Below are 23,637 nucleotides of genomic sequence, written 5' to 3'. Positions count from 1 at the left end.
AACCCGAGAGGGCGGTGGTCGAGAACGCGATGATCAAAGGTAAAACGAGGCGTCGCATGTCGAATCCCCTCCCTGGTGCGTCAAGCGTGCCAGAAACCGGGAAGTGGCGTGAGTCCAAGCGTCCCGCTACCGTCAGATGATGCGCGTGACTATTGGTCACAAGCTGCTCGCTCGGCCGATGGCGGAGTAGAGTTCCCGCCCGATCATCGAGGCGGTTGCCGCTCGGTTCGGAATCGTCCTGACGGAAAAAGCCGCCGCGCAGGTCGTGCCAGTGCTAGGCGCGATCACGGGTGCCACGCTCAATACGCTGTTTGCCGACCACTACCAGGACATGGCGCGTGGTCACTTCATCGTAATGCGATTCGCGCGCGGCAGTAGTGCCCCGCATGTTCGCGAAGGCCGGCGGCGCGCACACCGCCGGCCTTCGTCGTTCGTGGTTAGAGATCGATTCGCAGCACTCCTCCGACGCCCGGCAGCGGCGGTCCGAAGCCGACATGGGAGACATACAGGTTGCCGTCCGGCCCCATCGTCATCGCAGTGGGCAGCGTCAGCCCGTCGACGATCGTTTCCGGTCCACCACCCGGGCGAATGCGCACGATGCTGCCGGCGCCCGGCGTCGGTCCCGGATTGCCGGTGGTGTTCTGCAGGATGTAGAGGTTGTCGCGCGAATCGAACGCGAGTCCCAGGATCGTCGTGCCTTGCGCGACCACCTGCAGGCGCGTGGGGTTCGACAGCAGGCGCCACACGCGCGAGGAGCCGTCGACGATGGGGAACGTCCCCAGGTTGCCGATGTACCAGTAACCGCCCCGGCGTGCGAGCGCGGTCGGCACCGCATGGCCGACGCGTGCGGACACATCGATGACGCGCTGGATCGCGCCTGTCGCGGCCGACACGCGCACGAGTTCACCGTGGTTGGGTTCCAGCGCGTACAACCATCCGTCGCGCGCGACCATGCTGTACCACGTGCCGTCCGGTTCGAAATCGTCTTCTTCGATCACCGCGGTAGGGTGGGTCTTCTGATAGGCGCTGAGGTTGGCGACCAGCGATGGCGCGCCACCCGCACCGATGCGCACGATGGCGTTGTCGCGGTTGGCGACGCCGTGCGAACAACCACCACCGGCAATCAACGCATACAGTCGCCCGTCGACGAACGCGACGTCGGCCACGCCGCTCACGAGCGAACCCAGGTCCGGGCTCGTCGTGCTCGTCGGCAAGTTGGTGGTCACGGTCGTGCGATGGCCGGCCGAGTCGATGCGTGAGATGCGACCGCCGGTGCTGCTGCCAAGGTAGGGTCCGACGGGCGGCACGACTTGATCGCATTGCGAAGGTGTCGTCGAGCGGCTGCCGCCGATGCCGCCTTCGGCAACGTACAGGTTGCCGTCCGGGCCGAACTTCAGGCCGCGCGGATTGTTGAGCCCGGTGGCGAAGACCGAGACGCCGATGGCTTGCGCCGCTTGCACGCGAACTAGGCCCGCGGCTCGCGACAGTGGATCGGTATGCTGCGCGGCGCTCGCCGCCGAAGCAGCGATCGCCAACGCGAAGGCGAGTGCGCATGTGCGCACGGATGAGTCGTGTTTCATCGCATTTCTCCGGGCGGAAGCAGGTCCGCCACATGGAGCAACGCGAACAAGGCAATCGACGGACAGCGGGCACCCGAGCAGGGGAGCGCACGCCGCGCGCGCAACGCGCAGAACACGCAGCGCGCAGAATCGGAAGCGGCAAACGGAGGGCGAACCCATGGAAGCATCCGTCTTCGTCGGCACGAGCCTCGATGGCTTCATGGCGCGACTCGACCATTCGCTGGACTTTCTCCCGCCGGGCGGCGGTGAACCCCACGGCTACGAAGAGTTCATGGCGACGGTCGATGCATTGGTCATCGGCCGGAACACGTTCGACACGGTGCTGGCGTTCGATCCCTGGCCCTACGGAAAGAAGCCCGTGTTCGTGCTGAGCACGCGGACGTTGCCGCAGATAGCGGAGGGTGCGGTGGTTGAGCGGCTCTCGGGGGAGCCGGTCGAAATCGTTTCGCTCCTGGCTGCACGTGGCATCCGCCATCTTTATGTCGACGGTGGCATCACCATCCAGCGCTTCCTGCGCGCCGGACTGATCACGCGGCTCATCGTCACGCGCGTTCCGGTGCTCATCGGCCAAGGGATTCCGCTGTTCGGCGCGTTGGAACGCGACATCGCGCTCAAGCACGTTCGGACGCAGCAGTACGCGAGCGGCCTGGTCCAGAGTCAGTACGACGTGGATTACCTGGCCGTCAGGTAAGGGCGGGAGACGCCGAGCGCCGCCAGTGCGCCGATCAATTGCGCGATGACGAACCAAGGCACGTCGGCAGGACGGATGCCGGCGAAGGTCTGCGTCAACGACCGCGCGATCGTGACGGCAGGATTCGCGAAGGATGTGCTGCCCGTGAACCAATACGCGGCGAAGATGTAGGCGCCGACGAGTGCCGGAACGGCCGCGGGGCGATGGGCGAGGCCCAGCAGGATCGTCAGCAACAGCCCGAACGTCGCGACCCCCTCGCTCAACCACTGCCCGGTCCCTGCGCGTGCATGCGTGCCCGGTTGAAGCAGCGCCTGGTCGAACATGCCGTGCGCCAACGCGACGCCGACGACCGCGGCGATGATTTGCACCGCAATGTAGGCAAGGGCTTCCCGCGTTCCGAGGGCACCACGCAAACGCATCGCCAGGGTTACGGCCGGATTGAAGTGCGCGCCCGAGACAGGACCGAACAGCACGATCAGGACATAGAGGATCGCAGCGGTGGCGCCCGCGTTGGCGAGTAGCGCGATCGCATCGTTGCCCTGCGCGAGCTGCGTTCCCATGATGCCCGAGCCCACGACCGTCGCCAGCAACAGGGCCGTGCCGAGCGCTTCGGCGACGAGGGCGCGAGACAAGCCGGTCACAGCGTCGCCAGCAGCGTACGCACGCGCGCGGCGATGTCGTCGCGCACCGCGCGATACCCGTCGTCGTCCATGTGCTTGGGATCGCTCAGCGCCCAATCCTCGCGGCGTTTCGCGGGTACCCACGGACACTCGTCGCCGCAACCCATCGTCACGACCGCATCGAATTCGCCCTGGACTTCATCAAGTGACTTCGAACGATGCGTGGTCAGGTCGTAGCCGACTTCTTCCATGAAGCGGATCGCCTTCGGATTCACGACGCCGGAGGGACGCGAGCCGGCGCTCAGTGCTTCGACTTCGGCGTCGCCCGCCATGCGGGCAAACGCCTCCGCCATCTGGCTGCGGTTGGCGTTTTCGACGCAGACGAACAGCACGCGTTTCATCAGCAGCACGCCGAGGCGGGCGAACAGCAGGACGCGCCCTTGTCGATCTTCGGTTTCATCGACGCCACGCCAGGCGTGCAGGCTGCGCCGTCGGTCGCACAGGCCGCATCGGGCGCGTGGTAAGTCGTGGCGTCGCCGAAAGTGTGGAACGTCTCCCAGCGCGTGCCTTGCGGGTCTTCGGTCCAGTTCTTGTCGGACTGCGCGTAGCAACACACGGTGGCTTCTTCGGGGACGACGGTGCCGCCCGCGGCTTCGAGGCGCTTGCCCAACGTGGCGAGTTCCTCGCTCGAGTCGACCTGCAACCCGAGGTGGTCGACGCCCGGCGCGCGGCCGGTGTTGGAGATGGCGAAGTTGACGCGGGGATCTTCCAGGATCCACTTCGCGTAGTCGTCCTTGCGCACGGTGGGCTTGGCCGCGAACAGTTCGGTGTAGAACGCGATGCTGGCGTCGAGGTCGGCAACGTTTAGGTGCACGTGGAATCGATTCATTTCGAACCTCCTGTCTTGCGCGGCTTGCACGTGGAGGGCACCGGGGCGCAGGGGCCGGAGCCGGCGCAGCAGTTCTCGGTGAGATAGGCGATGAGGCCGTTCATGCGGTCGTAGTTCGCGCGCACGCGGATGACGCGGCCTTCGCGTTGGTCGGTGACCAGGTCGGCGGCGCGCAACACGTTGAGGTGCGCGGTGAGCGTGGCCGGCGGGAGGTCGAGGTGTTCGCGCAGTTCGCCGACCGGGAGGCCGCCGGGCCCGGCTTCGACGAGGCGACGGAAGGCCCGCAGGCGGGACTCGTGGCCGAGGGCCGCCAGGCAGGCGAGGGATGAGGACATTTCCATACTTCTAAGAATATGGAAATATGGAGCGAAGTCAACAGGCCTTGCTGCCCCCTCCATCGGTCCCGGAACATCGCGCAATGGAAATTCGACCCGCCGAACGCACCGACGCCGCTGCCATCGCGGCGATCTACAACCACTACGTCGCGACGACGTGCATCACCTTCGAAACCGAGCCGGTTACGCCTGACGACATGGCCGCACGCATCGAGGAAACGCGCCACGCCAACTTGCCCTGGTTGGTCGCGGTCGATGCGGATGCGATCGCCGGGTATGCGTACGCATCCAAGTGGAAGGGCCGATGCGCTTATCGCTATTCAGCCGAGTCCACCGTCTATCTCGACCACGCGCGCACCGGTCGTGGCCTGGGCCAGACGCTCTACGTGGCGTTGATCGATGCGCTGCGCGCGGGCGGAATGCAGACGATGATCGGCGGGATCGCCCTGCCCAACGCGGCGAGCGTCGCGTTGCACGAGCGGCTCGGCTTCGAGAAGGTCGCGCACTTCAGGCGTGTGGGGTTCAAGCAGGAGCGGTGGATCGACGTGGGGTATTGGCAGCTGTTGCTCGGCTGACGGCGACGCCGACCGAGAAAAATTCTCGTGCGCCCGAATGCCGGCGCCGGCGTCCCGGTCGGTAGACTGCCGCGGGGTTTCGTCTGTCGCTCTTTTCAGGTCTTTCCGTGTCCATCCTGTTTCGTTTGTCCGTCTGCGCGGCGCTGCTGCTGCTGGCCGCGTGCGCCAGCCATGGGGCCGCCGGCGGCGCGCCGTCCATGCTTCCGCCCGCCGATCCCGTCGCCGACGCCGTCGGCCGTCCGGAATACCGCATCGGTCCCAGCGATCTGCTCGCCGTCACCGTGTTCCAGATCGAGGACCTCGGCCGCGAAGTGCGCGTCAACAACGCGGGCGAGGTCTCGCTTCCGTTGGTCGGCACCGTCACCGCGGCGGGGCGCACCGTCGACGAACTCGAACGCGACATCGCCGCGCGTTACAACCAGAAGTACCTGCAGGACCCGCAGGTCACCGTGTTCGTCAAGGAATTCGCGAGCCAGCGCGTGACCGTCGGCGGCGCCGTCGACAAGCCCGGCATCTTCCCGATCACCTCGCGCATGACGTTGCTGCAAGCCATCGCGATGGCGGGCGGGTTCGACGACGTGGCGAGCCACGACAACGTCTTCGTCTTCCGGACCTCGGGCGGGCAGCGCGTCTTCGCGCGGTTCGACGTCAAGCAGATCCAGGCCGGCCTGCAGGCCGATCCGGAACTGACGGGGGAGGACGTCGTCGTCGTCGATACCTCCACCGGCAAGATCACGCTGCAGAACCTCATCAAGCTGGCGCCTTTCGTCGCCGTATGGCGGGCCTACCGATGACGCTCGTGAATCTGCAAGCCCAGCCCGCGCCCGATGGCCGCGAGGACGAGGACACCATCAACCTGCGCGAGTACTGGCAGGTCCTGCGCGACCGGCGCTGGGTGATCGCCGGCGTGACCGCGGCGGTCGTCGCGCTCGCGCTCGCCGTGACGCTGCTGGCGACGCCGATCTTCCGCGCCTCGTCGACGCTGCAGATCGAACGCGACACCATGAAGATCATGGACGTCGAAGGCCTGACGCCCACCGAGTCGCCGATGGACCGCGACTTCTACCAGACGCAATACGAATTGCTGCGCAGCCGCTCGCTCGCGCGCCGCGTCGTGCAGGATTTGCGCCTGGTGCAGGCGCCGCTGTTCGCCGACCTGGTGGCCAACGTCGATGCGGGCCTGGAAGACAAGCAGGCCACGCCGGCCGCGCAGCGCGAAGCGCGCGAGCGCGCGCTGGTGGAGACCGCGCTCGAATCGCTGACCATCGAGCCGGTGCGCAATTCGCGCCTGGTGCGCGTGAACTTCGATTCGGCCGATCCGGCGCTGTCGGCCAGGATCGCCAACGCCTGGGCCGACGCCTTCATCGCCAGCAACCTCGAGCGTCGCTTCGATGCGTCCTCGTACGCGCGCAAGTACCTCGAGGAGCGCCTCGCGCAATCGAAAGCGCGGCTGGAGGACTCGGAGAAGGCGCTGGTCGCGTTCGCGACGCAAGAACAGATCGTCAACGTCGGCGAGAACCAGCCTTCGCTGAGCGCGCAGAACCTCGGCGAACTCAACGCGGCCCTCGCGCTCGCGCAGGCCGCGCGCATCCGCGCACAGGCCGCGTGGGACCAGGCGCGCGCCGGCGACGGGCTCGGCCTGCCGCAGGTCGTCCAGAGCCCGTTGATCCAGAAGCTGCGCGAATCGCGCTCGCTGCTGGCCGCGCAGTACCAGGAGCAGTTGCGCACGTTCAAGGCGGACTACCCGGACATGCGCCGCCTCGCCGGGCAGATCGCGGAGACCGACCGCCAGATCGCCACGGAAGTCGCGCACATCCGCGCCGCCGTGCGTTCGGAGTATGACGCCGCGCGCGCGCAGGAAGGCCTGCTCGAAGGCCGCATGAGCGGCCTGAAGAACGACGTGCTCGACCTGCAGGGCCGCAGCATCCAATACAACATCCTGCGCCGCGAAGCCGAGACCAATCGCCAGCTCTACGACGGGCTGTTGCAGCGTTACAAGGAAATCGGCGTCGTCGGCGGCGTGGGCGCGAACAACGTCTCGGTGATCGATCGCGCATTCGTGCCCGAGCGTCGTCACTCTCCGCGCATCCCGCTCAACCTCGCGGTGGGCGTGCTGCTCGGCCTGTTCGCCGGCGTGCTCACGGCCTTCCTGCTGCACCATCTCGACCGCCGCATGCATTCGCCGCAGGCGCTGGAAGAAGCGCTCGGCCTGCCGGTGCTCGGCGCGATCCCGCGCCTGCCCAATGGCACGTCGCCGCAGATGGCGTCGACCGATGCGCGCTCGCCGTTCGCCGAAGCTTATCGTTCCGTCCGCACGTCGCTGCAGTTCGCGACCGACCACGGGCTGCCGCGCAGCCTGCTGATCACCAGCGCCGGTCCGTCCGAAGGCAAGTCCACGACCGCGCGCGAACTTGCGCGCAACATCGCGCAGACCGGCAAGCGCGTGGTGCTCGTCGACGCGGACCTGCGCAAGCCGTCGTTGCACCGCTTGCTGGACGTCTCCAACGCGAGCGGCTTGTCGAACGTGCTCGCGGGCGCGGCCGACATCGCAGACGTGCTGCGCGCGGCGCCGGGCGAAACCTTCAGCGTCATCACCGCCGGTCCGTTGCCGCCGAACCCGCCGGAGCTACTGGCCGGCGATCGTCTTGCGCGCATGCTCGATGCGCTGCGCGATCGATTCGACATCGTGGTGATCGACGGTCCGCCGGTGCTCGGCCTGGCCGATGCGCCGCTGCTGGCCCACGTCGCGGAGGGTACGTTGCTGATCGCGGCGGCCGGACACACGCGTCGCGATGCCTTGCGTGGCGCACTGCGTCGCCTGTCGTCCACGCGCGGCCGCATGCTGGGCACGCTGCTCACGCGCTTCGACCTGGAGCGCAAGGGCGACGACTACGGATACGGGTCGTACGCCTACTACGGCTACGGGACGAAGCAGGCCGCGTGATGAGCGGCGTCCGCGTCGCGGCCGCACTGGCATGCGCGGCGCTCGTCGCCGTCGCGGCGGTGCAGATGTCACGCGTCGATACGGAGGCGGGCAGGGCGTTCGGCCCCGATCGCCTGCAACGCCGGCTCGACGCCGCACCATCGCCCGACGCGCACCGCGCGCGTCAGGCGCGGGCGATCCTCGCCACGCGCCCCATCGACGGACGCGCGTACCGCACGATCGCGCTCGCCGAACAACGCGATGCGTTGATCACGATCGCCGGCGCACGCGGGCCGCGCGATCCGATGACGCTGGCCACGCTCACCGACCGTTCGCTCGCCGCCGGTGAGATCGAAACGGGCCTGACGCACCTGGACGCATTGCTGCGCGTCGCGCCGGCCACGCGCGAGTTGTTCCTGCCGCTGCTCATGCCGCACCTGCACGACGCACGCGTGCGCGACAGCCTGGTCGAACGGCTCGCGCAGGATCCGCCGTGGCGCGGCGCCTTCCTGGCGACGCTGCGTAGCGAGGCGGCCCCGGCCGCGGACGCCGATGCATTGCTCGCCGCGCTCGCACGCCGCACCCCGGCCGACGAGGATATGCAGCGCACGCGCATCGCCGTCCTGGATCGAGCGGGGCGCCACGCCGACGCGCGCGCGGCATGGATCGCGACCTTGCCCGTGCACGAGCGCGCGCTGGCCGAAGGGGTCTTCGACGGCGGGTTCGAAGCGGGGCAGGGCAACGTGGCCGGCTACGGGTGGTGGTTCGACGACGTGCCGGGGGCGATCGTCGAAATCGCCCGTGATGCGCCGCGTTCGGGAAAGGCCGCGCTTTCGGTGGAATTCGACGACCGCGCGGTGCGGTTCTCCGCCGTGCACCAGTCGCTCGCGCTCGCGCCGGGCCGCTATCGGCTCCAGGCCGCGGCGCTCGACCGCGTCGACAGCACGCGCCCCTTCGAGTGGCGGTTGGCGTGCACGAACGGCGCCAAACTTGCGCAGTTGCCGCTCGCACGCGACGCCGACTGGCGCGTGCAATCCGTCGACTTCGACGTCCCGTCTGCCTGCACGCAGCAATCCCTGGTGCTGGTGCATGCCGCTCGCTCGCTGGCCGAGCGCCGGCTGCGTGGGCGGCTGCTGGTCGACGACCTAGGAATTTTTCTGATCCCGTCGTCGTCTTCACGCGGATGAAACACCGCTATCCTTCACAGGTTCGCGTCGAACGTCGACGCAGCGTCATCAGGGGAAACGCAATGAAGTACGCCGTCGCCGGCCTTCTGGCCGTCTTGTTCGCAGGCAACGCCGTGGCGCAGACCGCGCCCGCCCAGGAATCGCAGCAAGCCCCGGCCCCGCAGGCCGAAGCGGAGCCCGCGAAGACTGCGCAGCCGCAGGTCCCGACCGTTCCGGTGCAGAGCCCGAAGAAGAACCACACCACGATGATCATCGGCGCCGTCGGCGCGGCCGCGCTGCTGGCCGGTGCTTCTGGTGGCGGCGACGACAAGCCGAAGGCGCAGCCTTCGAAGCCGTCGAGCCCGTAAGACGCTCGCAGCACGCAACACGGACGGGCCGCTCTCGCGGCCCGTTTTTTTTTCGCAGGGCCATTCCGCAAATGTCGTCGCGCCAGGATCAGTTCGCATTCGCCATCGCCGCGTTGACGGTCGTGGTGGCGATGCTGTTCGGCGGCGGGCCGCGCGGCACGGGCGACGCGCTCGTGCACGCGACGATGGTGCCTTGCCTCGCGCTCGCCATCGTGCGTTTCCGCTGGAGCGATGCGTCGCGATGGGATCGCTGGTTCATCGGCTGGTGCATCGCCGTGCTCGCACTGGTGATTGCGCAACTGGCGCCCTTGCCGCCGCACCTTTTCGCCTCGCTGCCGCAACGCGCGGGTGTCGCGGCGGATCTCGCGCACGCTGGTGTGGGCCAGGCATGGCGTCCGATGACGCTCGACGTGTGGGCCACGGTGCGTGCCGCGCTTGCGTTCATGACCTTCGCGGCCACGTGGATGTTGTGCAGGACGCTCGATGCGACCGCGCAGCGCCGACTGCTGCAGATCGCCGTGGCGGTGGGGGTCGCGCTCGCATTCTTCGGTTTCGCGCAGGCGGCGGCAGGCACGCATGCGATCCGTTTCCATCGCTTCCACCACGACCTCGGCGCGATCGGGCCGTTCGCCAACCGAAACCACTTCGCCGCGCTGATGGCGATGCTCGCGCCGATCGCGCTCGCGTTCGCCGCACGCGCGCAGCGGCAGGGGGAGCGGCCACTGTTCGCGGTGTCGCTCGCCGCGGCGTTCGTGTTGTGGCTGGCGGCGGCGTTGTCTTACTCACGCGCGGGCTTCGCGCTCGCGTCGTGCGCGTTCCTCGTCGCGACCCTGTGGTTGTGGTGGCCCCGCGGCGGCGCCAGGCGCGCCTGGATGGCGCCGGTCATGCTGGTTGGAGTCACCACGCTGGCGATCGGCCACTACGCGTGGGACGGCCTCATGCAACGGCTCGCGCAGGATCCGCTCGACGACCTGCGCTGGCAGTACGTGCGGCATGGGCTGGAAGCGATGCGCGCCTACCTGCCGTGGGGCAGCGGATTGGGCAGCTTCCCGTGGGTGTACGCGCCGTTCGAGCCGGTTGCGGAAATGGGGCCGACGTTCGCCGGGCGCGCGCACAACGATCCGCTGCAGATCGCCATCGAGGCCGGCGTGCCGGGCGTGCTGCTGATGCTCGCGTTCGTGGCACTAGTCGTCGTGAAGGCCGCGAGAATATTTCCCATAGGACCGGACCCGGGCAAGCGGGATGATCGCGTGGAAAACGTGATCGCCATCGCGCTCGCAGTCCCCTTGCTCCATGCATGGGTGGACTACCCCCTGCGGACGCTGGCCGTTTCGGTCATGGCTGGCCTGCTGCTTTCGCTCGGGGGGGCGGAGCGGCAGGTCAGCCGCGTTCCGCAGGGGAAGTAGCCGCATGTTGTTCGCACCGATGCCGCAGGAACTGCGGCAAACCACACTCACGCCCGGCAAGTACGGTGCGTTGCTCGGATGGGGACTGCGCTTCGCCGATCTGACGGCGATCGCCGGCGCCGCTGTCGTGGCGTGGTGGGTGCGCTTCGGTCACTTCGATATCTCTCTGGTCTACCAGCGCCACGTCGCGATGGCGGTGTTGCTCGCCTTGCCGGTGTTGAGCCTCTCGCGCATGTATCGCAGCTGGCGCGGGCAGGGGCTGTTCGCCGAACTGCCGCGCATGGCTGGCGCATTCGGCCTGATCTTCGGCTTGACGATCCTTTACGCCGTCGCGTTGAAGTTGCCCGTCAATCTCTCGCGGTTGTGGTGGCTGCTGTGGTTCGGCCTGACGATCGCGAGCGGCGCGACCATGCGCCTCATCGCACGCCGCGCCGCCGCCGCGGTGCGCGAACTCGGCATGGACCTGCGCACGGCAGTGATGGTGGGCGGGGGGCAAGATGCGCGGCGGATCGTGGATGCGTTGCATCGGCAGAAGGGCGCGGGCATCCGCGTGCTCGGCTGGTTCGACGTGCCGGGTCTCGGCGGCGAACTGCCGGATACGCCGCGACTGGGCGACCTCGCGCGCCTGGCCGAATTCATCGAGCGCCAGCACGTCAACCAGGTCTGGATCACCTTGCCGATGAGCGCGGAGCGCGATATCGCACGCATCCTCGACGCGCTCGCGCATTCGACCGCCGACATCAAGTTCGTGCCCGATTTGCTGGGCCTGCAACTGCTGAATCATTCCGTCGAACAGATCGCCGGGCTGCCCGTCATCAACCTGCGCGCGAGCCCTTTCGACGGCGACGCGCGCCTGTTGAAGGCGGTCGAAGACCGCGTTCTCGCCACGGTGATCGTGCTCATGATCGCGCCGCTGCTCGCCGCCATCGCGATCGGCGTGAAACTCAGCTCGCCCGGCCCGGTGCTGTTCCGCCAGCGCCGCCACGGCCTCGACGGCAAAGTGATCAGCGTGTGGAAGTTCCGCAGCATGCGCGTGCACCACGAAGCGCATGGCCAGGTGACGCAGGCGACGAAGGGCGACGCCCGCATCACCAAGCTCGGCGCCTTCCTGCGCCGCACGAGCCTCGACGAACTGCCGCAGTTCCTCAACGTGCTGCAAGGCACGATGTCGATCGTCGGCCCGCGCCCGCACGCGGTGGAGCACAACCACCAGTACAAGAGCCAGGTGCAGCTGTACATGCAGCGGCATCGCGTGAAACCGGGGATCACCGGCTGGGCGCAGGTCAATGGATTGCGCGGAGAGACCGATACGCTCGACAAGATGGAGCGGCGTGTCGAAGCCGACCTGTATTACATGCAGAACTGGTCGCTGATGCTGGACCTGCGGATCGTCGCGATGACGATCGTGCGCGGGTTTCTCGGCAGGAACGCGTACTGAGGAATCGGCAGTGCAGTCCCGCAAGCGCCAACCCCGCATCCTCGTCGCGGGGATCAACTACGCCCCCGAGTGCATCGGTACGGGCAAGTACACCAGCGAGTTCTGTGAGTGGCTCGCGGCGCGGGGCCATGACGTTCGCGTCGTGACGGCGCCGCCGTACTACCCGGAATGGAAGGTCGCATCGGAGCACCGCACGCGGTGGTTCCGGCGCGAACGCCGCAACGGCGTCGACGTGATCCGCTGCCCCACGTGGGTGCCCGCGAAGCCGCGTGGCATCACGCGCATGCTGCACCTGGCGTCGTTCGGCCTGTCGTCGATCGCGGCGCTCATCGCGTCGCTGCCGTGGCGCCCCGACCTCGTCATCAATATCGCGCCGACTCTGGCGAGCGCGCCGGGCGCGTGGGCCATCGCGCGCATCGGCGGCGCGAAGTGTTGGCTGCACATCCAGGATTTCGAAGTCGATGCCGCGATGGACATGGGCATCGTCGACGCCGGCCCGCTGCGACGCATGGTGCTGGCGGTCGAGCGCGTGCTGCTGCGCCGCTTCGACGTCGTGTCGACCATCTCGCCAAAGATGATCGAACGCCTGACGGACAAGGGCGTGGCACTCGAGCGCCGCGCCAGTTTTCCCAACTGGGCCGACATCGAGCGGATCCGCCCGCTGACCGCACCGAGTGCATATCGCGCGGAGCTCGACATCCCCGAGCGCGCCATCGTCGCGTTGTACTCCGGCAACATGGGCCTCAAACAGGGACTCGAGCTGCTCGGCAAGACAGCACGCCGTCTCGCGGACGAGCCGCACTTGTACTTTGTCTTCGGCGGCGAAGGCCCGGCACGCGCCGAGCTCGAGGCGGCATGCGCCGGTCTCCCCAATGTTCGCTTCCTCGGTCTGCAGCCGACCGAACGCATGCAGGACTGGCTGGGTCTCGCCGACATCCACTTGTTGCCGCAACGCGCAGATGTGGCCGACCTGGTGATGCCCTCCAAACTCACCGGCATGCTTGCGAGCGGACGTGTCGTGCTCGCGACCGCGTTGCCCGGTACGGGCGTGGCGCACGCGATTGCCGGTTGCGGCATCGCCACGCCGCCCGGCGACGCGAACGCGTTCACCGGGGCGCTGCGCGAACTGCTATCCGACTCCGATCTGCGACGCGACCTTGGCGATGCCGCCCGGGCCCGCGCCGAACACGACCTCGCCCGCGACGCGATTCTCGCGCGCATCGACGCGCGCATCCGCGCGTTGCTCCTTGACACAATTCCTGACAAAGCGACTCCCGCATGACCAAGCGCGCCCTCATCACCGGCATCACTGGCCAGGACGGCTCGTACCTCGCCGAACTCCTGCTCGAGAAGGGCTACGAAGTCCACGGCATCAAGCGCCGCGCCTCGTCGTTCAACACCGAGCGCGTCGACCATCTTTACCAGGACCCGCACGAGCAGGAACGCAAGTTCCACCTGCACTACGGCGACCTAACGGACACGAGCAACCTCACGCGTATCGTCGCGGAAGTGCAGCCCGACGAGATCTACAACCTCGGTGCGCAGAGCCACGTGGCGGTGAGCTTCGAGATGCCCGAGTACACCGCGGACGTCGACGGCCTCGGCGCCTTGCGCCTGCTCGAAGCGATGCGCTTCCTCAAGCTTGGCGACAAGTGCCGCTACTACCAGGCGAGCACGAGCGAACTCTACGGCCTCGTTCAGGAAGTGCCGCAGACCGAGAAGACGCCGTTCTACCCGCGCAGCCCCTACGGTGTGGCCAAGTTGTATGCCTACTGGATCACGGTGAACTACCGCGAGGCCTACGGCATGTATGCCTGCAACGGCATCCTGTTCAACCACGAAAGCCCGCGTCGTGGCGAAACGTTCGTGACCCGCAAGATCACGCGCGGCCTGGCGAACATCGCCGTCGGCCTCGAGGACTGCCTGTACATGGGCAACCTTGACGCGCTGCGCGACTGGGGCCACGCGAAGGACTACGTCCGCATGCAGTGGATGATGTTGCAGCAGGAGCAGGCGAAGGATTACGTGATTGCGACGGGCGTGCAGTACAGCGTGCGGCAGTTCGTCGACATGGCGGCGAAGGAGCTTGGCATCACGCTGGCGTTCGAAGGCGATGGGGTTGAGGAACGCGCAGTCGTACTGAAGGTGGATGGGGATAAGGCGCCTGCAGTGAAGCGGGGCGATGTCGTGCTTCGGGTCGATCCGAAGTACTTCCGACCGGCGGAAGTTGAAACTCTACTGGGTGACCCGACTCTCGCCGGCGTAGATATGGGATGGGTGCCTCAAGTCACGCTAAGGGAAATGGTGGGGGAAATGATGGCGTCGGACTTGGCGCACGCTCGGAAACACGCGTTGTTGACGAGTCACGGCTATGAGTCGCCAGTAACGAATCGGCGTTGATATGCCGCTCCTCCAGTCGCTGATCAGGGCAAGGAAGTCCCTGCCAAGACAGTTTGCATTACAGGTTGCGACGTTACTGTTTGGTCGAGTAACGGGCGCGGCCATGCAAGCTCTTTCGTTGATGGTCTTCGCTCGCTGCGCCGGAGTCAGTGAGTTTGGAGTCTTGGCGACCGCGCTTGGCGTGGCCGTTGTCCTCCAGACGGCGGGCGATGTCGGTGCCACCACCTTCATCGCGAGAGAGATTGCGGATAAAGGCCTAAGTCCGGAAGCGAAAGGCGCGGAGCAACTTAGCCGGTTCGGAACCTTATCCGCAGCATTCGTTGGCGCCCTCGTCCTGGCCGCGCTAGCCCTCGTCTCGGAGCCGATCTATCTCCAGTTGCTGCCCTTGGCGGTGTGGTTGCCCGTCGAACGCGCGATCGAACTTCGTGCCAGCGCGTCTCTGGCAAATGGCGATGCAAAGATCGGGGTGGCGTGCGTCGCCACAAGGCGCTCTTTGTCCCTCTTGCTCTTCATCGCGCTGGTCTGGCTTCACCTTCAGCCAGTACTTGCCTACTCGTTGAGCGCGCTAACCGCGGCAGCGATGACCTTGGCATTCTTCAACAACAGGCTCTGTCTGATTGGCCGTGGGCCCGGTATCTCGACTGGTTTTCGCGAGGCATTCAGAAGTTGTCGCCCCTATTGGTTGCATTCGTTGTTCGTTCAATCACGAAACCTGGATGCTCCGCTGGTCACATTGATCCTGGGTCCGCACAACGCTGCGTTCTTCAGTCTTGCGGCTCGATTGATGACACCGCTCAGAATGGTGCCGGCGGCGATCTCTAGCGCGCTGCTTCCGTACCTGACGAGGGCGAAACTATCCCAGGAGTCTGAGCAGACTCTCCTCCTAATTGTCTCAGCGGGGATGGCCGTTCCGTACTTGCTGCTCGCATGGCTGGCACCGATGGCAATTCATTTGGTGCTCGGAGCCAGGTATGCCGACGCGGCCGTTCCTACCCAAATCATGATCGCGGCGCTGGCGTTTGTTTCTTCGGCGTCAATCGTCACCGCTGCGATTCAGGCGAAAGGAAGCGCGACGACAGCTGCCCGGCTCACGGTCATGTGTACGCCTGTCTACGTGGCACTCGTTGCGATCGGTGCCACGACCAGTGGTTCGGTAGGTGCGGCAGTAGGGGCCGCCTCCGCCATGTGTTTCCAAATGTTTGGTCTTGTTGTCGCGTACCGGCTGCCACGGCGGGCCGGTTCCAGGGCGACCGCCTGATGTTCATGTCCTTGCGAACCCAGTACGAGAACTTGGGAGACCTGATGATCAACAGAGCCGCCCTTGAGCTGATGCTTGAAACGGGCGCCGTGGTTGGCAGTTCGTCAAAAGTTCCCGACTGGTATAGGGATCGGCTTCTGGCAGGGTTGAAGAACGTCTCGGTAACCGGAAGGTCGCTGCCATCGCTTGTGGGTGCCTCCAAGATCGTCGTGCTCAAGCCCGGTGGATATCCCGGGATTCGGAGCGCGCGCGCAGCGCTGCTTTGGGCGGTTCACACCCTGTACCTCTTCGCGCTCAAAGCGCTCGGCTTTCACGTGGTTCGTCTGCCCTCGTCCCACGCGCTTTCACGCAGGCGCTATCGATGGATCGACAAGGCACGAGCCTTGGCGCCACGAACGCTGCTGATACGGGACGCCGAATCGAACGAAACTCTCTTGAATCTCGGCGCGCGTACGACACTCTGTCCAGACTTGGCAGTGCACTTCTTCGATGTGCATTCCCCGTATTCCACGCCAACGGCCGCGATAGACGATTCTGCAAAGACGGAATTGACCTTCAGTTTCCGCGGCGATCGTAGACCTGTCGATCTTGGTGTTCTGGAGGAGACACGCCGCTACCTCGGCGTGAGTTCCCGGGTCAAGGTTGCCTCGCAAGTTTGGTTCGACCACGCGCACAACGCACTTCTTGCCGATTCGGCTGGGGCCGAGTTCGTGGCATACGACGGCAGTGAGACCTCACTGATGAAGATCAAGGAGACCTACTTGGGCTCCAATTGGGTTGTCTCGGATCGGCTGCACGTTCTGCTGATGGGTGCTCTCAATGGTGCCATTCCCGTGGCGCTAATCGATCCGAAGCGAGATCAGAAGGTAAGTGGCTGCCTGGCCCAACTGGGCATCTATAACGTGGCAACCTACGACGAGCGAGGCGCCATCTTCTGGCCTCCTGAGCTGCAGGGGATCGCCGCAATACGCGCAGCGCTCTTGAAGAGCAAGGCGGCCCTGTCAGGCGTGCTTGCGGAGGCGCTTCATGACTGAGCTGATCTTTACCGCGTGCTATCTCTTTTTTGCCTTCGCAGTGCTCCGTGGGAGCGGCACTTCTACGGGCAGCATGCTCGGCCTCTTCGTCTTTATGACGGTGCAATTCGGTCCTCACACGGCGTGGGTAAGTGCTCCTCTTCGGTACTCGCTTGCCGCTGCCAGTCCGCACGTCGGAGATGCGTACAACATTGTTCTTTCCGCGTTCTATCTCGTCTTCGCGCTTTGTGCCATTTCAATCCCGCGGACCAAGCTGGCGCCTGCGGTCAAAGACGTTCTCAGCCTGGGCTCGATAACGCGTTCGGAAATGCGGGCGGCATACATCGCGTCGGCGTCACTCGTTGCAATTTCGCTTGTCCTGCAGCCTGGTCTTTCCATCACATTCGAGCACATGCGGTTGTTTTTTGGAGCCTCCTCATTTTCATACTCGGAGATTCGCCGGTCCTTGTACGCAGATACGGCGTGGTTCGGGTTCGCGAATCTTGTTCGCTTTACCGCGGTACCGTTTTTGTTCGGCATTCTGACCATTCGCGCTCTCACCGTTAGGAAGCTTCAGCTGGCCATCGTGCCAATGCTGTGGGCCACAGCCCTTCTTCTTGTCGTCTCCATTCAGCTGAACAAGTTCTATTACCTGTATTTCGCGGCCTTCTTTTGCGCGCTTTGGTTCGTGATTCGAAGGGGCAGGATGCCTCGCGTGAACCTATCCAGCACCGCTAGATCCGCGCCGCTGCTGCTCGCATTGACAGTTGTCTTTGCGGGGGCAGTCTTCTTCCTCTACCGATTCCAGTATCAAGCCGGCCTCAACGAGGGTCTGGTTGATGTCGTTCAGCTTCGCGAGACGCTGATTTATCGGGTGTTTTTTGCGAGTAGCGACGCTTTGCGTCTATGGATTGACTACTTCCATTTTGGCAATGGCCCGGTGGGTGTCTCCGCCGTCAGCAAGCTGTGCGAGATCTGGTCAGATCAGTGTGTAAATTCAAACACTCTGATTCCGGAGATGTATGTCGGGAAGCAGTTGACCACGATGCAGGTTGGGTTTCTTGGCACCGCAATCGCCACGGTCGGGCTGGCAGGAGTGCCGATCGCTTCGATCGTTGTGGTGCTGATCATCGCGATCAATGGAGCTGTCCAACGGACTTACGCGACAACCGTCCTGTCGCTCTCATTGGCCATCCATCTATTCTTGAACGCATTCTTCCTGACGACACGCGAAATGCATACGGCGATGCTTTCCGGTGGGGCGCTATCGCTCCCGCTTCTGTACTGGGGCTGGAACAAGTTCGTAGCCAAGCCGGCCAGGAACCGAGAGGCGATGAATCATGGTTAGTCGTCGCGTCGTCCTTACACAGCTTTCGATTGCGGACTACCGGGACAAGTTCATCGAACTGCTCAGCGAGCGCCTGCCCGGCCTAGAAGTTCAAGTGGGTGAGCAGTACTTCGAACAGTCGACAAAAACCAGTTCCTATGTGCGTCGGCAGCGCTACGTCGATCTCGTGAAGAATCAATACAGGTTCGCACGAAAAGTCGTGTGGCAAGGGCTTTCTTGGCGCCGGATCGCTATGGCGGACGTCGTCGTTGGAGAGCTGAACCCGCGAATCTTGTCCACATGGGTCATGCTCCTTCTTCGACGCTTACTGGGAAAGCGTACGCTGCTCTGGGGGCATGCTTGGCCGCGCGCAGGTGCACAGGCCCGTTCTGATTGCATTCGCGGGCTGATGCGCGCCTTGTCGTCGGGTCTCATCCTCTACACCGAAAGTCAGAAGAGTGAGCTGTTATTGCGTTATCCCAACCGCTTGACGGGCTGCTTTGTTGCACCAAACGCGCTTTACAGGAGCGAGGAGATGGTCCCGTGCCGCGGGCGGGTCGCACCCACCGATTTCATCTACGTTGGCCGGCTCGTCGCAAGTAAGAAGGTTGACATTCTCTTGCACGCGTTTCGGCTGTTCGTCGCCGTCCATCCCGAGTCGCAGTTGCACATTGTCGGCACCGGCGATCAATACGCAATGCTCCAAGGCGTTGTTCGGGATCACTCGATTCCAGGCGTCACCTTCCACGGTCACATCGCGGAGTTGAACGATCTTCGTGCCATCTATGACACATGCGTGGCGTCGGTTTCCCCTGGTTACGTCGGATTGTCTGTGACGCAGAGCTTCTCCTTGGGGGTTCCGATGATCATTTCCCGTAACGAGCCTCACTCGCCGGAGATCGAATGCGTTGTGGACGGCGTCAATGCGAGCTTCTTCGAGACGGACGCTCCTGCGAGCTTGTGTGGTGAGATGGAGTCCTGGTACGGGCGTGCGGGGCAGCACGACGATCGCGCAGCCGCAATAGCAGCCGATTGCAAAAACAGGTATTCCGTCGAAAGGATGGTTGCCGGGTTCGTGGAGGCAGTGAACGCATGAGCGCCTCTCCCGACAAGCCACTGGGCTTCCTTCTGACGGCCATTCGCCGCGTTGTTCGTCGCATTCGTATGGCTTCGCTTCGGATTCGAGCCAATGGTCGCCTCGAAGCAGGAGAGAACGCATACATCGCTCGGGGAGCTTCCCTATACATCCCGACGTTTGCGCGCATCGGGACAAACGTTTCAGTCGGCGCCAACTTTGTTGCGCAGACGGATTTCGTCATCGGTGACGAGTGCCTGCTTTCATCCAATGTGAGCTTTGTTGGGAATGATCACGACCTGTACGGGCCATCCGCGTATTTCAGCGGCAGACTGCCCCCGTCGAAGATCGTTCTTGAAGGAAACAATTTCATCGGCTTCGGGGCGACGATTGTTGGAAACGTCACTCTGGGGCGAGGTGCAATGGTGGCGGCCGGGGCGGTCGTGATTTCAAACGTAGAGCAGGGGATGGTGGTGGCTGGCGTTCCCGCTCGGGTCGTGAAGCAAAGATATAAGTCTATTGAATCGGAGTTGGAAGCATGAGCGACGCTCAGATCACATACGGAACCGGGCACGGCGCTTGGAACAACTACCACACCGAGCTGCTTGAGCTGGTAGAACGACTTGGTGTGAAGAATATTTGCGAAGTCGGCGGCGGAGCAAATCCGGCGTTGCCGCTGGAATTCATTGTCGCGCGAGGCATCACCTATACCGTCCTGGATATCTCTCAGGAGGAGCTGGACAAGGCTCCCGAGGGGTACGCAAAGGTGAGGGCGGACATTTGCGACGGCACTTCGCTGCCGTCATCCGCCTTTGATTTCATCTTTACGAAGATGTTGGCGGAGCACGTGCCTTCTGGAGAGCACTTCCATCGGAATGTATTGCGCATGCTTTCGCCCGGTGGATACGCATTCCATTACTTTCCGACGTTGTTCGCCCTTCCATTCGTCGTGAATCGAATTTTTCCAGAGGCCCTTACGGCGGCAGCGCTCTCTCGTTTGGCGCCGCGTGACAAGGTCAAGCAAGGCAAGTTCCCCGCATTGTATAGCTGGTGCTTCGGACCCTCGCGCAGGCAAATCAATCGACTGCATTCGGTGGGCTTCCAGGTCGTACGTTACAAGGGCCTCTTTGGCGCCGAGGCGTATTACCGCCGAATTCCATTTGGTTCGGCGGTTTCCAAATTGTTCAGAGCGCTGATGCTGCGCTTCCCGGTGCCGCAATTGACGGCCTTTTCGCAGGTCCTCCTCCAGAAGCCTGTGGTCCAAGGCGCTGCGTAAGCCATGATCCCCATCATCCTCTCCGGCGGCTCCGGCAGCCGCCTTTGGCCGTTGTCCCGCGAGGCCTATCCCAAGCAATTCCTTCCGCTCGCCGGCAAGGACACGATGCTGCAGGCCACCTGGCATCGCGTCGCGCCATTGACAACCTCCGCGCCGATCGTCGTCGCCAACGAAGCGCATCGCTTCATGGTCGCCGAGCAGTTACGCGAGGCGGGCTGCACGCCGTCGGCGATCGTGCTCGAGCCGCTCGGACGCAACACGGCGCCGGCGATCGCGGTCGCAGCGTTGCAGGCGATGGCGGGCGGCGACGATCCGTTGTTGCTCGTGTTGCCGTCGGACCATGTCATCGCGGATGCCACCGCGTTCCGCACGGCGGTACTGCGCGCCGAGTCGGCTGCGCGGAAGGGCCGTTTGGTGACGTTCGGCATCGTGCCCTCGGGTCCGGAGACGGGTTACGGGTACATCCGCGCGAAGTCGGACGATACGGCGGCTGACGGCGCGCGCGATGTCGCCGAGTTCGTCGAGAAGCCCGACGCCGCGACGGCGGCTGGCTACGTGGCCTCGGGTGATTACTTCTGGAACAGCGGGATGTTCCTGTTCCGTGCGTCGCTGTATCTCGCGGAACTCGAGCGGCAGTCGCCGGCGATGCTCATCGCATGCCGCGCGGCGTTGGCGAAGGCTGCGGTCGATGCGGACTTCGTGCGCCTGGACCAGGTGTCGTTCTCCGAGTGCCCGTCGGATTCCATCGACTATGCGGTGATGGAGAAGACGGCGCTGGCGTCGGTGCTGCCGATCTCGGTGGGTTGGAACGACGTCGGCAGTTGGTCGGCGCTGTGGGACATCGCGGAGCAGGATGGCAACGGCAACGCGCACCACGGCGACGTGATCGCGCGCAATTGCCGCGACACGCTGGCATGGGGCGATGGTCGCCTGGTCGCGTTGCTGGGTTTGCAGGATGTGGTCGTCGTCGATACGGCGGACGCAGTGCTTGTCGCGCACAAGGACCACGTGCAGGACGTCAAGTCGATCGTCTCGTCGCTCAAGGCGCAGGGCCGTCCGGAACCCACCTGGCACCGCAAGGTGTATCGCCCGTGGGGCAGCTACGATTCCATCGATCTCGGCGAGCGGTTCCAGGTCAAACGCATCACGGTGAAGCCGGGCGCGCAGTTGAGCCTGCAGATGCACCATCACCGCGCCGAACATTGGATCGTCGTCAGCGGCACCGGCCGCATCACGCGCGGCGACGAAACGCTGATCCTCTCGGAAAACCAGAGCACCTACATTCCGCTGGGAGTGAAGCATCGCCTGGAAAACCCGGGCCGCATGCCGCTTGAATTGATCGAAGTTCAGTCCGGCAGCTATCTCGGCGAAGATGACATCGTGCGCTTCGAGGATGCCTACGGGCGAGGGTGATCGGGTGATCCGCCAGCGGTGGGCGAGGGCGCTGGGCATCACGTGCCTCGCGGCGCTCTCGTGGATCTACTGCCAGCCGCGACATCCTTCGGCCGGCAATGCGCCCGCGCTCGATGCGCTGGCGCATTGTGCGTTGTTCGCCGTTGTCGGTTTTTGGTACGCACGTACGATCAGTGCGCGCTTTGTGCTCTTCGTGCCGCTCATTGCATTGGCGGTCGGCCTGGAGTGGCTGCAGTGGATCCGTGGCGATTACATCGGCATCGAATGGATCGACGCCGTCTGGAATGTCATCGGCCTTCTGCTTGGTTGGGTGTCGCGCGGTTGCTTCGCAAGAATTCGTCGGGCGCGTAGAGGCGCGCGACGCTAGGAAGAATTCTCGGCCACAAGACCGTCTCGAAACGGCATCGTATGCACTGGTGAGCCGTTCTTCAGGGGGGAACGATGTTGAAGGTTGCAGGAATCGTCGCCGCGCTCGTCGTGGCGGTATCGCTCGGGGGATGCGTAACTGCGACGCCGGTGATCACGCCGACCGGCCAGCAGGGGTTCACGATCAACTGCTCGGCCATGAACGACGTGGGGCAGTGCTACAAGAAGGCCGGCGAGTTGTGCGGCAGTGCCGGTTACGAAATCTTCGACCAGAACAACAAGCCGGCGGGTTTCTGGTCCGCAGCAAATCAGACAATGGTCGTTCGGTGCAAGGTTCCGGGCGAAGCGCAAAAGGCCACTTCATAAGCGAAGTGCCTGCGTTCGCAAAAAAAGCCCGCGTCAGCGGGCTTTTTGTTGGTCATCCATCAGACTTCGCGGAGCGAGGATTGGTGTTCCAGGAACCAGCCATACGTCGCCTCGATCCCGTCGCGCAAGGGGATCTTCGCCTTCCATCCAAGCCCTTCGAGGCGGCCGACGTCGAGCAGCTTGCGCGGCGTGCCGTCAGGCTTGCTGGTGTCGTTGACGATCGTGCCTGCGTAGCCGGTGATGTCCTTCACCAGTTCGGCGAGCTCGCGGATCGCGATGTCATCGCCGACGCCGATGTTGACGATGTCCTCGCCTTCGTAGGTCTTCGCGAGGTGCACCACCGCGTCGGCGAGGTCGTCGACGTGCAGGAACTCGCGGCGCGGGGTGCCGGTGCCCCACATGACGACTTCGGCGTCGCCACGTTGCTTGGCTTCATGGAACTTGCGGATCAGCGCGGGAAGAACGTGCGAGTTCTGCAGGTCGAAGTTGTCGCCCGGGCCGTAGAGGTTCGTCGGCATGAGGCTGATCGCATTGAAGCCGTACTGGCGACGGTAGGCCTGGCACAGCTTGATGCCGGCGATCTTCGCGATCGCGTACCACTCGTTGGTGGGCTCCAGGGCGCCCGTCAGCAGGTATTCCTCGCGGATCGGCTGCGGCGCGAGCTTCGGGTAGATGCAGGACGAGCCGAGGAACACCAGCTTCTTCGCGCCATGGCGGTAGGCGGCGTCAATGACGTTGTCCTGGATCTGCAGGTTCTCGAGCAGGAATTCGGCCGGGTACGCGTTATTGGCGTGGATGCCGCCGACCTTCGCGGCCGCGAGGAACACGACGTCGGGCTTCTCGGCGGCGAAGAACGCTTCGACTGCGTCGCGATCGCGCAGGTCCACGCGGTCGCGGCCGGCAAGGAGCAGTTGGCTGAAGCCTTCGGCCTGGAGGCGGCGCACGATGGCGCTGCCGACGAGGCCGCGGTGGCCGGCGACGAAAATGCGGTCTTGAGCGTGCATGGAGGCGGATTTCGGAAACGAGGGCGCATGATACCGGCGCGTCGCGCCACTTCCCGCCGGGCGGGGCGTTTCGGAAGCGCGAAAAGTTCTCATGGCGCGGCGGCGCGGGGCCGATAGGGTGGCGCCCTCACATCGATTTGCAGGTCCT

The 23,637-nt window shown here is 64.7% G+C and carries 25 protein-coding genes and 1 pseudogene; 20 read left to right on the top strand and 6 right to left on the bottom strand.

The features are described from left to right. Positions 1 to 437: 437 nt before the first annotated feature. Positions 438 to 1,580, bottom strand: coding sequence for a ScyD/ScyE family protein (locus tag LF41_RS00615; protein WP_052116002.1), 1,143 nt, complete (start codon positions 1,578 to 1,580; stop codon positions 438 to 440). Between the two features lie 157 nt (positions 1,581 to 1,737). On the opposite strand from LF41_RS00615, the gene LF41_RS00610 reads away from it, so the two are divergent. Beyond that, positions 1,738 to 2,271, top strand: coding sequence for a dihydrofolate reductase family protein (locus LF41_RS00610; RefSeq protein WP_036164421.1), 534 nt, complete (start codon positions 1,738 to 1,740; stop codon positions 2,269 to 2,271). Here the strand turns inward: LF41_RS00610 and LF41_RS00605 are convergent. The 4 genes from LF41_RS00605 to LF41_RS00590 are packed head-to-tail and all read right to left on the bottom strand — an operon-like array spanning position 2,253 to position 4,115. Next, positions 2,253 to 2,912 carry an aquaporin gene (locus LF41_RS00605; RefSeq protein WP_036164419.1) on the bottom strand — a complete coding sequence of 220 codons (660 nt, stop codon included), beginning with the start codon at positions 2,910 to 2,912 and terminating at the stop codon, positions 2,253 to 2,255. The genes LF41_RS00610 and LF41_RS00605 overlap by 19 nt on opposite strands. Then, complete coding sequence (locus LF41_RS00600) at positions 2,909 to 3,292, bottom strand: arsenate reductase ArsC (RefSeq protein WP_036165555.1); 384 nt, start codon at positions 3,290 to 3,292, stop codon at positions 2,909 to 2,911. The genes LF41_RS00605 and LF41_RS00600 overlap by 4 nt, the downstream gene beginning before the upstream one ends. Beyond that, positions 3,292 to 3,780 carry an ArsI/CadI family heavy metal resistance metalloenzyme gene (locus LF41_RS00595; protein WP_036164418.1) on the bottom strand — a complete coding sequence of 163 codons (489 nt, stop codon included), beginning with the start codon at positions 3,778 to 3,780 and terminating at the stop codon, positions 3,292 to 3,294. Before LF41_RS00595 ends, LF41_RS00600 begins: the two co-directional genes overlap by 1 nt. Then, positions 3,777 to 4,115, bottom strand: a complete 339-nt coding sequence (locus tag LF41_RS00590) for an ArsR/SmtB family transcription factor (protein WP_425599457.1) — start codon at positions 4,113 to 4,115, stop codon at positions 3,777 to 3,779. Before LF41_RS00590 ends, LF41_RS00595 begins: the two co-directional genes overlap by 4 nt. Positions 4,116 to 4,198: 83 nt before the next feature. On the opposite strand from LF41_RS00590, the gene LF41_RS00585 reads away from it, so the two are divergent. The 19 genes and pseudogenes from LF41_RS00585 to LF41_RS00500 all read left to right on the top strand — a co-directional run bounded on the left by LF41_RS00585 (position 4,199) and on the right by LF41_RS00500 (position 22,485). Next, positions 4,199 to 4,690: an arsinothricin resistance N-acetyltransferase ArsN1 family B gene (locus LF41_RS00585; RefSeq protein WP_036164416.1), complete on the top strand. Its 492-nt coding sequence runs from the start codon at positions 4,199 to 4,201 to the stop codon at positions 4,688 to 4,690. A gap of 197 nt (positions 4,691 to 4,887) precedes the next feature. Beyond that, positions 4,888 to 5,484: a polysaccharide biosynthesis/export family protein gene (locus LF41_RS00580; RefSeq protein WP_084073287.1), complete on the top strand. Its 597-nt coding sequence runs from the start codon at positions 4,888 to 4,890 to the stop codon at positions 5,482 to 5,484. Then, positions 5,466 to 6,878: pseudogene (locus LF41_RS17310) on the top strand (GumC family protein); the annotation flags it as partial. The gene LF41_RS00580 and the pseudogene LF41_RS17310, both read left to right, overlap by 19 nt. After that, positions 6,864 to 7,634, top strand: coding sequence for a CpsD/CapB family tyrosine-protein kinase (locus LF41_RS17305; protein ID WP_425599462.1), 771 nt, complete (start codon positions 6,864 to 6,866; stop codon positions 7,632 to 7,634). The pseudogene LF41_RS17310 and the gene LF41_RS17305, both read left to right, overlap by 15 nt. Then, positions 7,634 to 8,800 carry a hypothetical protein gene (locus LF41_RS00570; RefSeq protein WP_036164415.1) on the top strand — a complete coding sequence of 389 codons (1,167 nt, stop codon included), beginning with the start codon at positions 7,634 to 7,636 and terminating at the stop codon, positions 8,798 to 8,800. Before LF41_RS17305 ends, LF41_RS00570 begins: the two co-directional genes overlap by 1 nt. Positions 8,801 to 8,862: 62 nt before the next feature. Further along, positions 8,863 to 9,147, top strand: a complete 285-nt coding sequence (locus LF41_RS00565; RefSeq protein WP_036164414.1) for a hypothetical protein — start codon at positions 8,863 to 8,865, stop codon at positions 9,145 to 9,147. Between the two features lie 71 nt (positions 9,148 to 9,218). Continuing rightward, positions 9,219 to 10,553, top strand: a complete 1,335-nt coding sequence (locus LF41_RS00560) for an O-antigen ligase family protein (RefSeq protein ID WP_036164413.1) — start codon at positions 9,219 to 9,221, stop codon at positions 10,551 to 10,553. Positions 10,554 to 10,557: 4 nt separating this feature from the next. Further along, positions 10,558 to 11,991 carry an undecaprenyl-phosphate glucose phosphotransferase gene (locus LF41_RS00555; protein ID WP_052116000.1) on the top strand — a complete coding sequence of 478 codons (1,434 nt, stop codon included), beginning with the start codon at positions 10,558 to 10,560 and terminating at the stop codon, positions 11,989 to 11,991. Between the two features lie 10 nt (positions 11,992 to 12,001). Then, positions 12,002 to 13,273 carry a glycosyltransferase WbuB gene (locus tag LF41_RS00550; protein ID WP_052115999.1) on the top strand — a complete coding sequence of 424 codons (1,272 nt, stop codon included), beginning with the start codon at positions 12,002 to 12,004 and terminating at the stop codon, positions 13,271 to 13,273. Beyond that, positions 13,270 to 14,391, top strand: a complete 1,122-nt coding sequence (gene gmd / locus LF41_RS00545; RefSeq protein WP_036164408.1) for a GDP-mannose 4,6-dehydratase — start codon at positions 13,270 to 13,272, stop codon at positions 14,389 to 14,391. Before LF41_RS00550 ends, gmd begins: the two co-directional genes overlap by 4 nt. A 1-nt stretch (position 14,392) precedes the next feature. Further along, positions 14,393 to 15,649: a lipopolysaccharide biosynthesis protein gene (locus LF41_RS00540; RefSeq protein WP_036164407.1), complete on the top strand. Its 1,257-nt coding sequence runs from the start codon at positions 14,393 to 14,395 to the stop codon at positions 15,647 to 15,649. Next, entirely contained in the window at positions 15,649 to 16,683 is a 1,035-nt protein-coding gene (locus LF41_RS00535) for a polysaccharide pyruvyl transferase family protein (RefSeq protein WP_036164406.1), read from the top strand. Before LF41_RS00540 ends, LF41_RS00535 begins: the two co-directional genes overlap by 1 nt. Then, on the top strand, positions 16,676 to 18,010 hold the full coding sequence (locus LF41_RS00530; protein WP_036164405.1) for a hypothetical protein: 1,335 nt from the start codon (positions 16,676 to 16,678) through the stop codon (positions 18,008 to 18,010). Before LF41_RS00535 ends, LF41_RS00530 begins: the two co-directional genes overlap by 8 nt. Continuing rightward, positions 18,003 to 19,085: a glycosyltransferase family 4 protein gene (locus tag LF41_RS00525; RefSeq protein WP_036164403.1), complete on the top strand. Its 1,083-nt coding sequence runs from the start codon at positions 18,003 to 18,005 to the stop codon at positions 19,083 to 19,085. Before LF41_RS00530 ends, LF41_RS00525 begins: the two co-directional genes overlap by 8 nt. After that, positions 19,082 to 19,606, top strand: coding sequence for an acyltransferase (locus tag LF41_RS15890; RefSeq protein WP_084073186.1), 525 nt, complete (start codon positions 19,082 to 19,084; stop codon positions 19,604 to 19,606). The genes LF41_RS00525 and LF41_RS15890 overlap by 4 nt, the downstream gene beginning before the upstream one ends. Then, on the top strand, positions 19,603 to 20,340 hold the full coding sequence (locus tag LF41_RS00515; protein ID WP_052115997.1) for a class I SAM-dependent methyltransferase: 738 nt from the start codon (positions 19,603 to 19,605) through the stop codon (positions 20,338 to 20,340). The genes LF41_RS15890 and LF41_RS00515 overlap by 4 nt, the downstream gene beginning before the upstream one ends. Before the next feature lie 3 nt (positions 20,341 to 20,343). After that, a complete protein-coding gene (locus LF41_RS00510) occupies positions 20,344 to 21,753 on the top strand; it encodes a mannose-1-phosphate guanylyltransferase/mannose-6-phosphate isomerase (protein ID WP_036164401.1) in 1,410 nt (469 codons plus the stop codon). A 4-nt stretch (positions 21,754 to 21,757) separates the two neighbouring features. Beyond that, positions 21,758 to 22,120, top strand: a complete 363-nt coding sequence (locus LF41_RS00505) for a hypothetical protein (RefSeq protein ID WP_036164399.1) — start codon at positions 21,758 to 21,760, stop codon at positions 22,118 to 22,120. Positions 22,121 to 22,194: 74 nt separating this feature from the next. Continuing rightward, complete coding sequence (locus LF41_RS00500; RefSeq protein ID WP_052115996.1) at positions 22,195 to 22,485, top strand: hypothetical protein; 291 nt, start codon at positions 22,195 to 22,197, stop codon at positions 22,483 to 22,485. 59 nt (positions 22,486 to 22,544) lie between these two features. Here the strand turns inward: LF41_RS00500 and fcl are convergent, their stop codons facing one another. Beyond that, on the bottom strand, positions 22,545 to 23,489 hold the full coding sequence (fcl, locus tag LF41_RS00495) for a GDP-L-fucose synthase (protein ID WP_036164397.1): 945 nt from the start codon (positions 23,487 to 23,489) through the stop codon (positions 22,545 to 22,547). Between the last annotated feature and the right edge of the window lie 148 nt (positions 23,490 to 23,637).

Origin of the sequence: Lysobacter dokdonensis DS-58 (assembly GCF_000770795.1) — a bacterium.
In the GTDB taxonomy this organism is placed as follows: domain Bacteria; phylum Pseudomonadota; class Gammaproteobacteria; order Xanthomonadales; family Xanthomonadaceae; genus Noviluteimonas; species Noviluteimonas dokdonensis.
The sequence above is the reverse complement of the archived record's forward strand: the minus strand, read 5'-3'. Positions and strand labels throughout refer to the sequence as shown.

Bases quoted from the DNA above. Each gene is read 5' to 3' on its own strand.
- LF41_RS00560 (WP_036164413.1), top strand. From the start codon at position 9,219: ATGTCGTCGCGCCAGGATCAGTTCGCATTCGCCATCGCCGCGTTGACG.
- LF41_RS00515 (WP_052115997.1), top strand. From the start codon at position 19,603: ATGAGCGACGCTCAGATCACATACGGAACCGGGCACGGCGCTTGGAAC.
- LF41_RS00565 (WP_036164414.1), top strand. From the start codon at position 8,863: ATGAAGTACGCCGTCGCCGGCCTTCTGGCCGTCTTGTTCGCAGGCAAC.
- LF41_RS00570 (WP_036164415.1), top strand. From the start codon at position 7,634: ATGAGCGGCGTCCGCGTCGCGGCCGCACTGGCATGCGCGGCGCTCGTC.
- LF41_RS00500 (WP_052115996.1), top strand. From the start codon at position 22,195: ATGTTGAAGGTTGCAGGAATCGTCGCCGCGCTCGTCGTGGCGGTATCG.
- LF41_RS00610 (WP_036164421.1), top strand. From the start codon at position 1,738: ATGGAAGCATCCGTCTTCGTCGGCACGAGCCTCGATGGCTTCATGGCG.
- LF41_RS00590 (WP_425599457.1), bottom strand. From the start codon at position 4,115: ATGTCCTCATCCCTCGCCTGCCTGGCGGCCCTCGGCCACGAGTCCCGC.
- LF41_RS00510 (WP_036164401.1), top strand. From the start codon at position 20,344: ATGATCCCCATCATCCTCTCCGGCGGCTCCGGCAGCCGCCTTTGGCCG.
- gmd (WP_036164408.1), top strand. From the start codon at position 13,270: ATGACCAAGCGCGCCCTCATCACCGGCATCACTGGCCAGGACGGCTCG.
- LF41_RS00580 (WP_084073287.1), top strand. From the start codon at position 4,888: ATGCTTCCGCCCGCCGATCCCGTCGCCGACGCCGTCGGCCGTCCGGAA.
- LF41_RS00530 (WP_036164405.1), top strand. From the start codon at position 16,676: ATGACTGAGCTGATCTTTACCGCGTGCTATCTCTTTTTTGCCTTCGCA.
- LF41_RS00615 (WP_052116002.1), bottom strand. From the start codon at position 1,580: ATGAAACACGACTCATCCGTGCGCACATGCGCACTCGCCTTCGCGTTG.
- LF41_RS00555 (WP_052116000.1), top strand. From the start codon at position 10,558: ATGTTGTTCGCACCGATGCCGCAGGAACTGCGGCAAACCACACTCACG.
- LF41_RS00535 (WP_036164406.1), top strand. From the start codon at position 15,649: ATGTTCATGTCCTTGCGAACCCAGTACGAGAACTTGGGAGACCTGATG.
- LF41_RS00600 (WP_036165555.1), bottom strand. From the start codon at position 3,292: ATGAAACGCGTGCTGTTCGTCTGCGTCGAAAACGCCAACCGCAGCCAG.
- LF41_RS00585 (WP_036164416.1), top strand. From the start codon at position 4,199: ATGGAAATTCGACCCGCCGAACGCACCGACGCCGCTGCCATCGCGGCG.
- LF41_RS15890 (WP_084073186.1), top strand. From the start codon at position 19,082: ATGAGCGCCTCTCCCGACAAGCCACTGGGCTTCCTTCTGACGGCCATT.
- LF41_RS00540 (WP_036164407.1), top strand. From the start codon at position 14,393: ATGCCGCTCCTCCAGTCGCTGATCAGGGCAAGGAAGTCCCTGCCAAGA.
- LF41_RS00525 (WP_036164403.1), top strand. From the start codon at position 18,003: ATGGTTAGTCGTCGCGTCGTCCTTACACAGCTTTCGATTGCGGACTAC.
- LF41_RS17305 (WP_425599462.1), top strand. From the start codon at position 6,864: ATGCATTCGCCGCAGGCGCTGGAAGAAGCGCTCGGCCTGCCGGTGCTC.
- fcl (WP_036164397.1), bottom strand. From the start codon at position 23,489: ATGCACGCTCAAGACCGCATTTTCGTCGCCGGCCACCGCGGCCTCGTC.
- LF41_RS00595 (WP_036164418.1), bottom strand. From the start codon at position 3,780: ATGAATCGATTCCACGTGCACCTAAACGTTGCCGACCTCGACGCCAGC.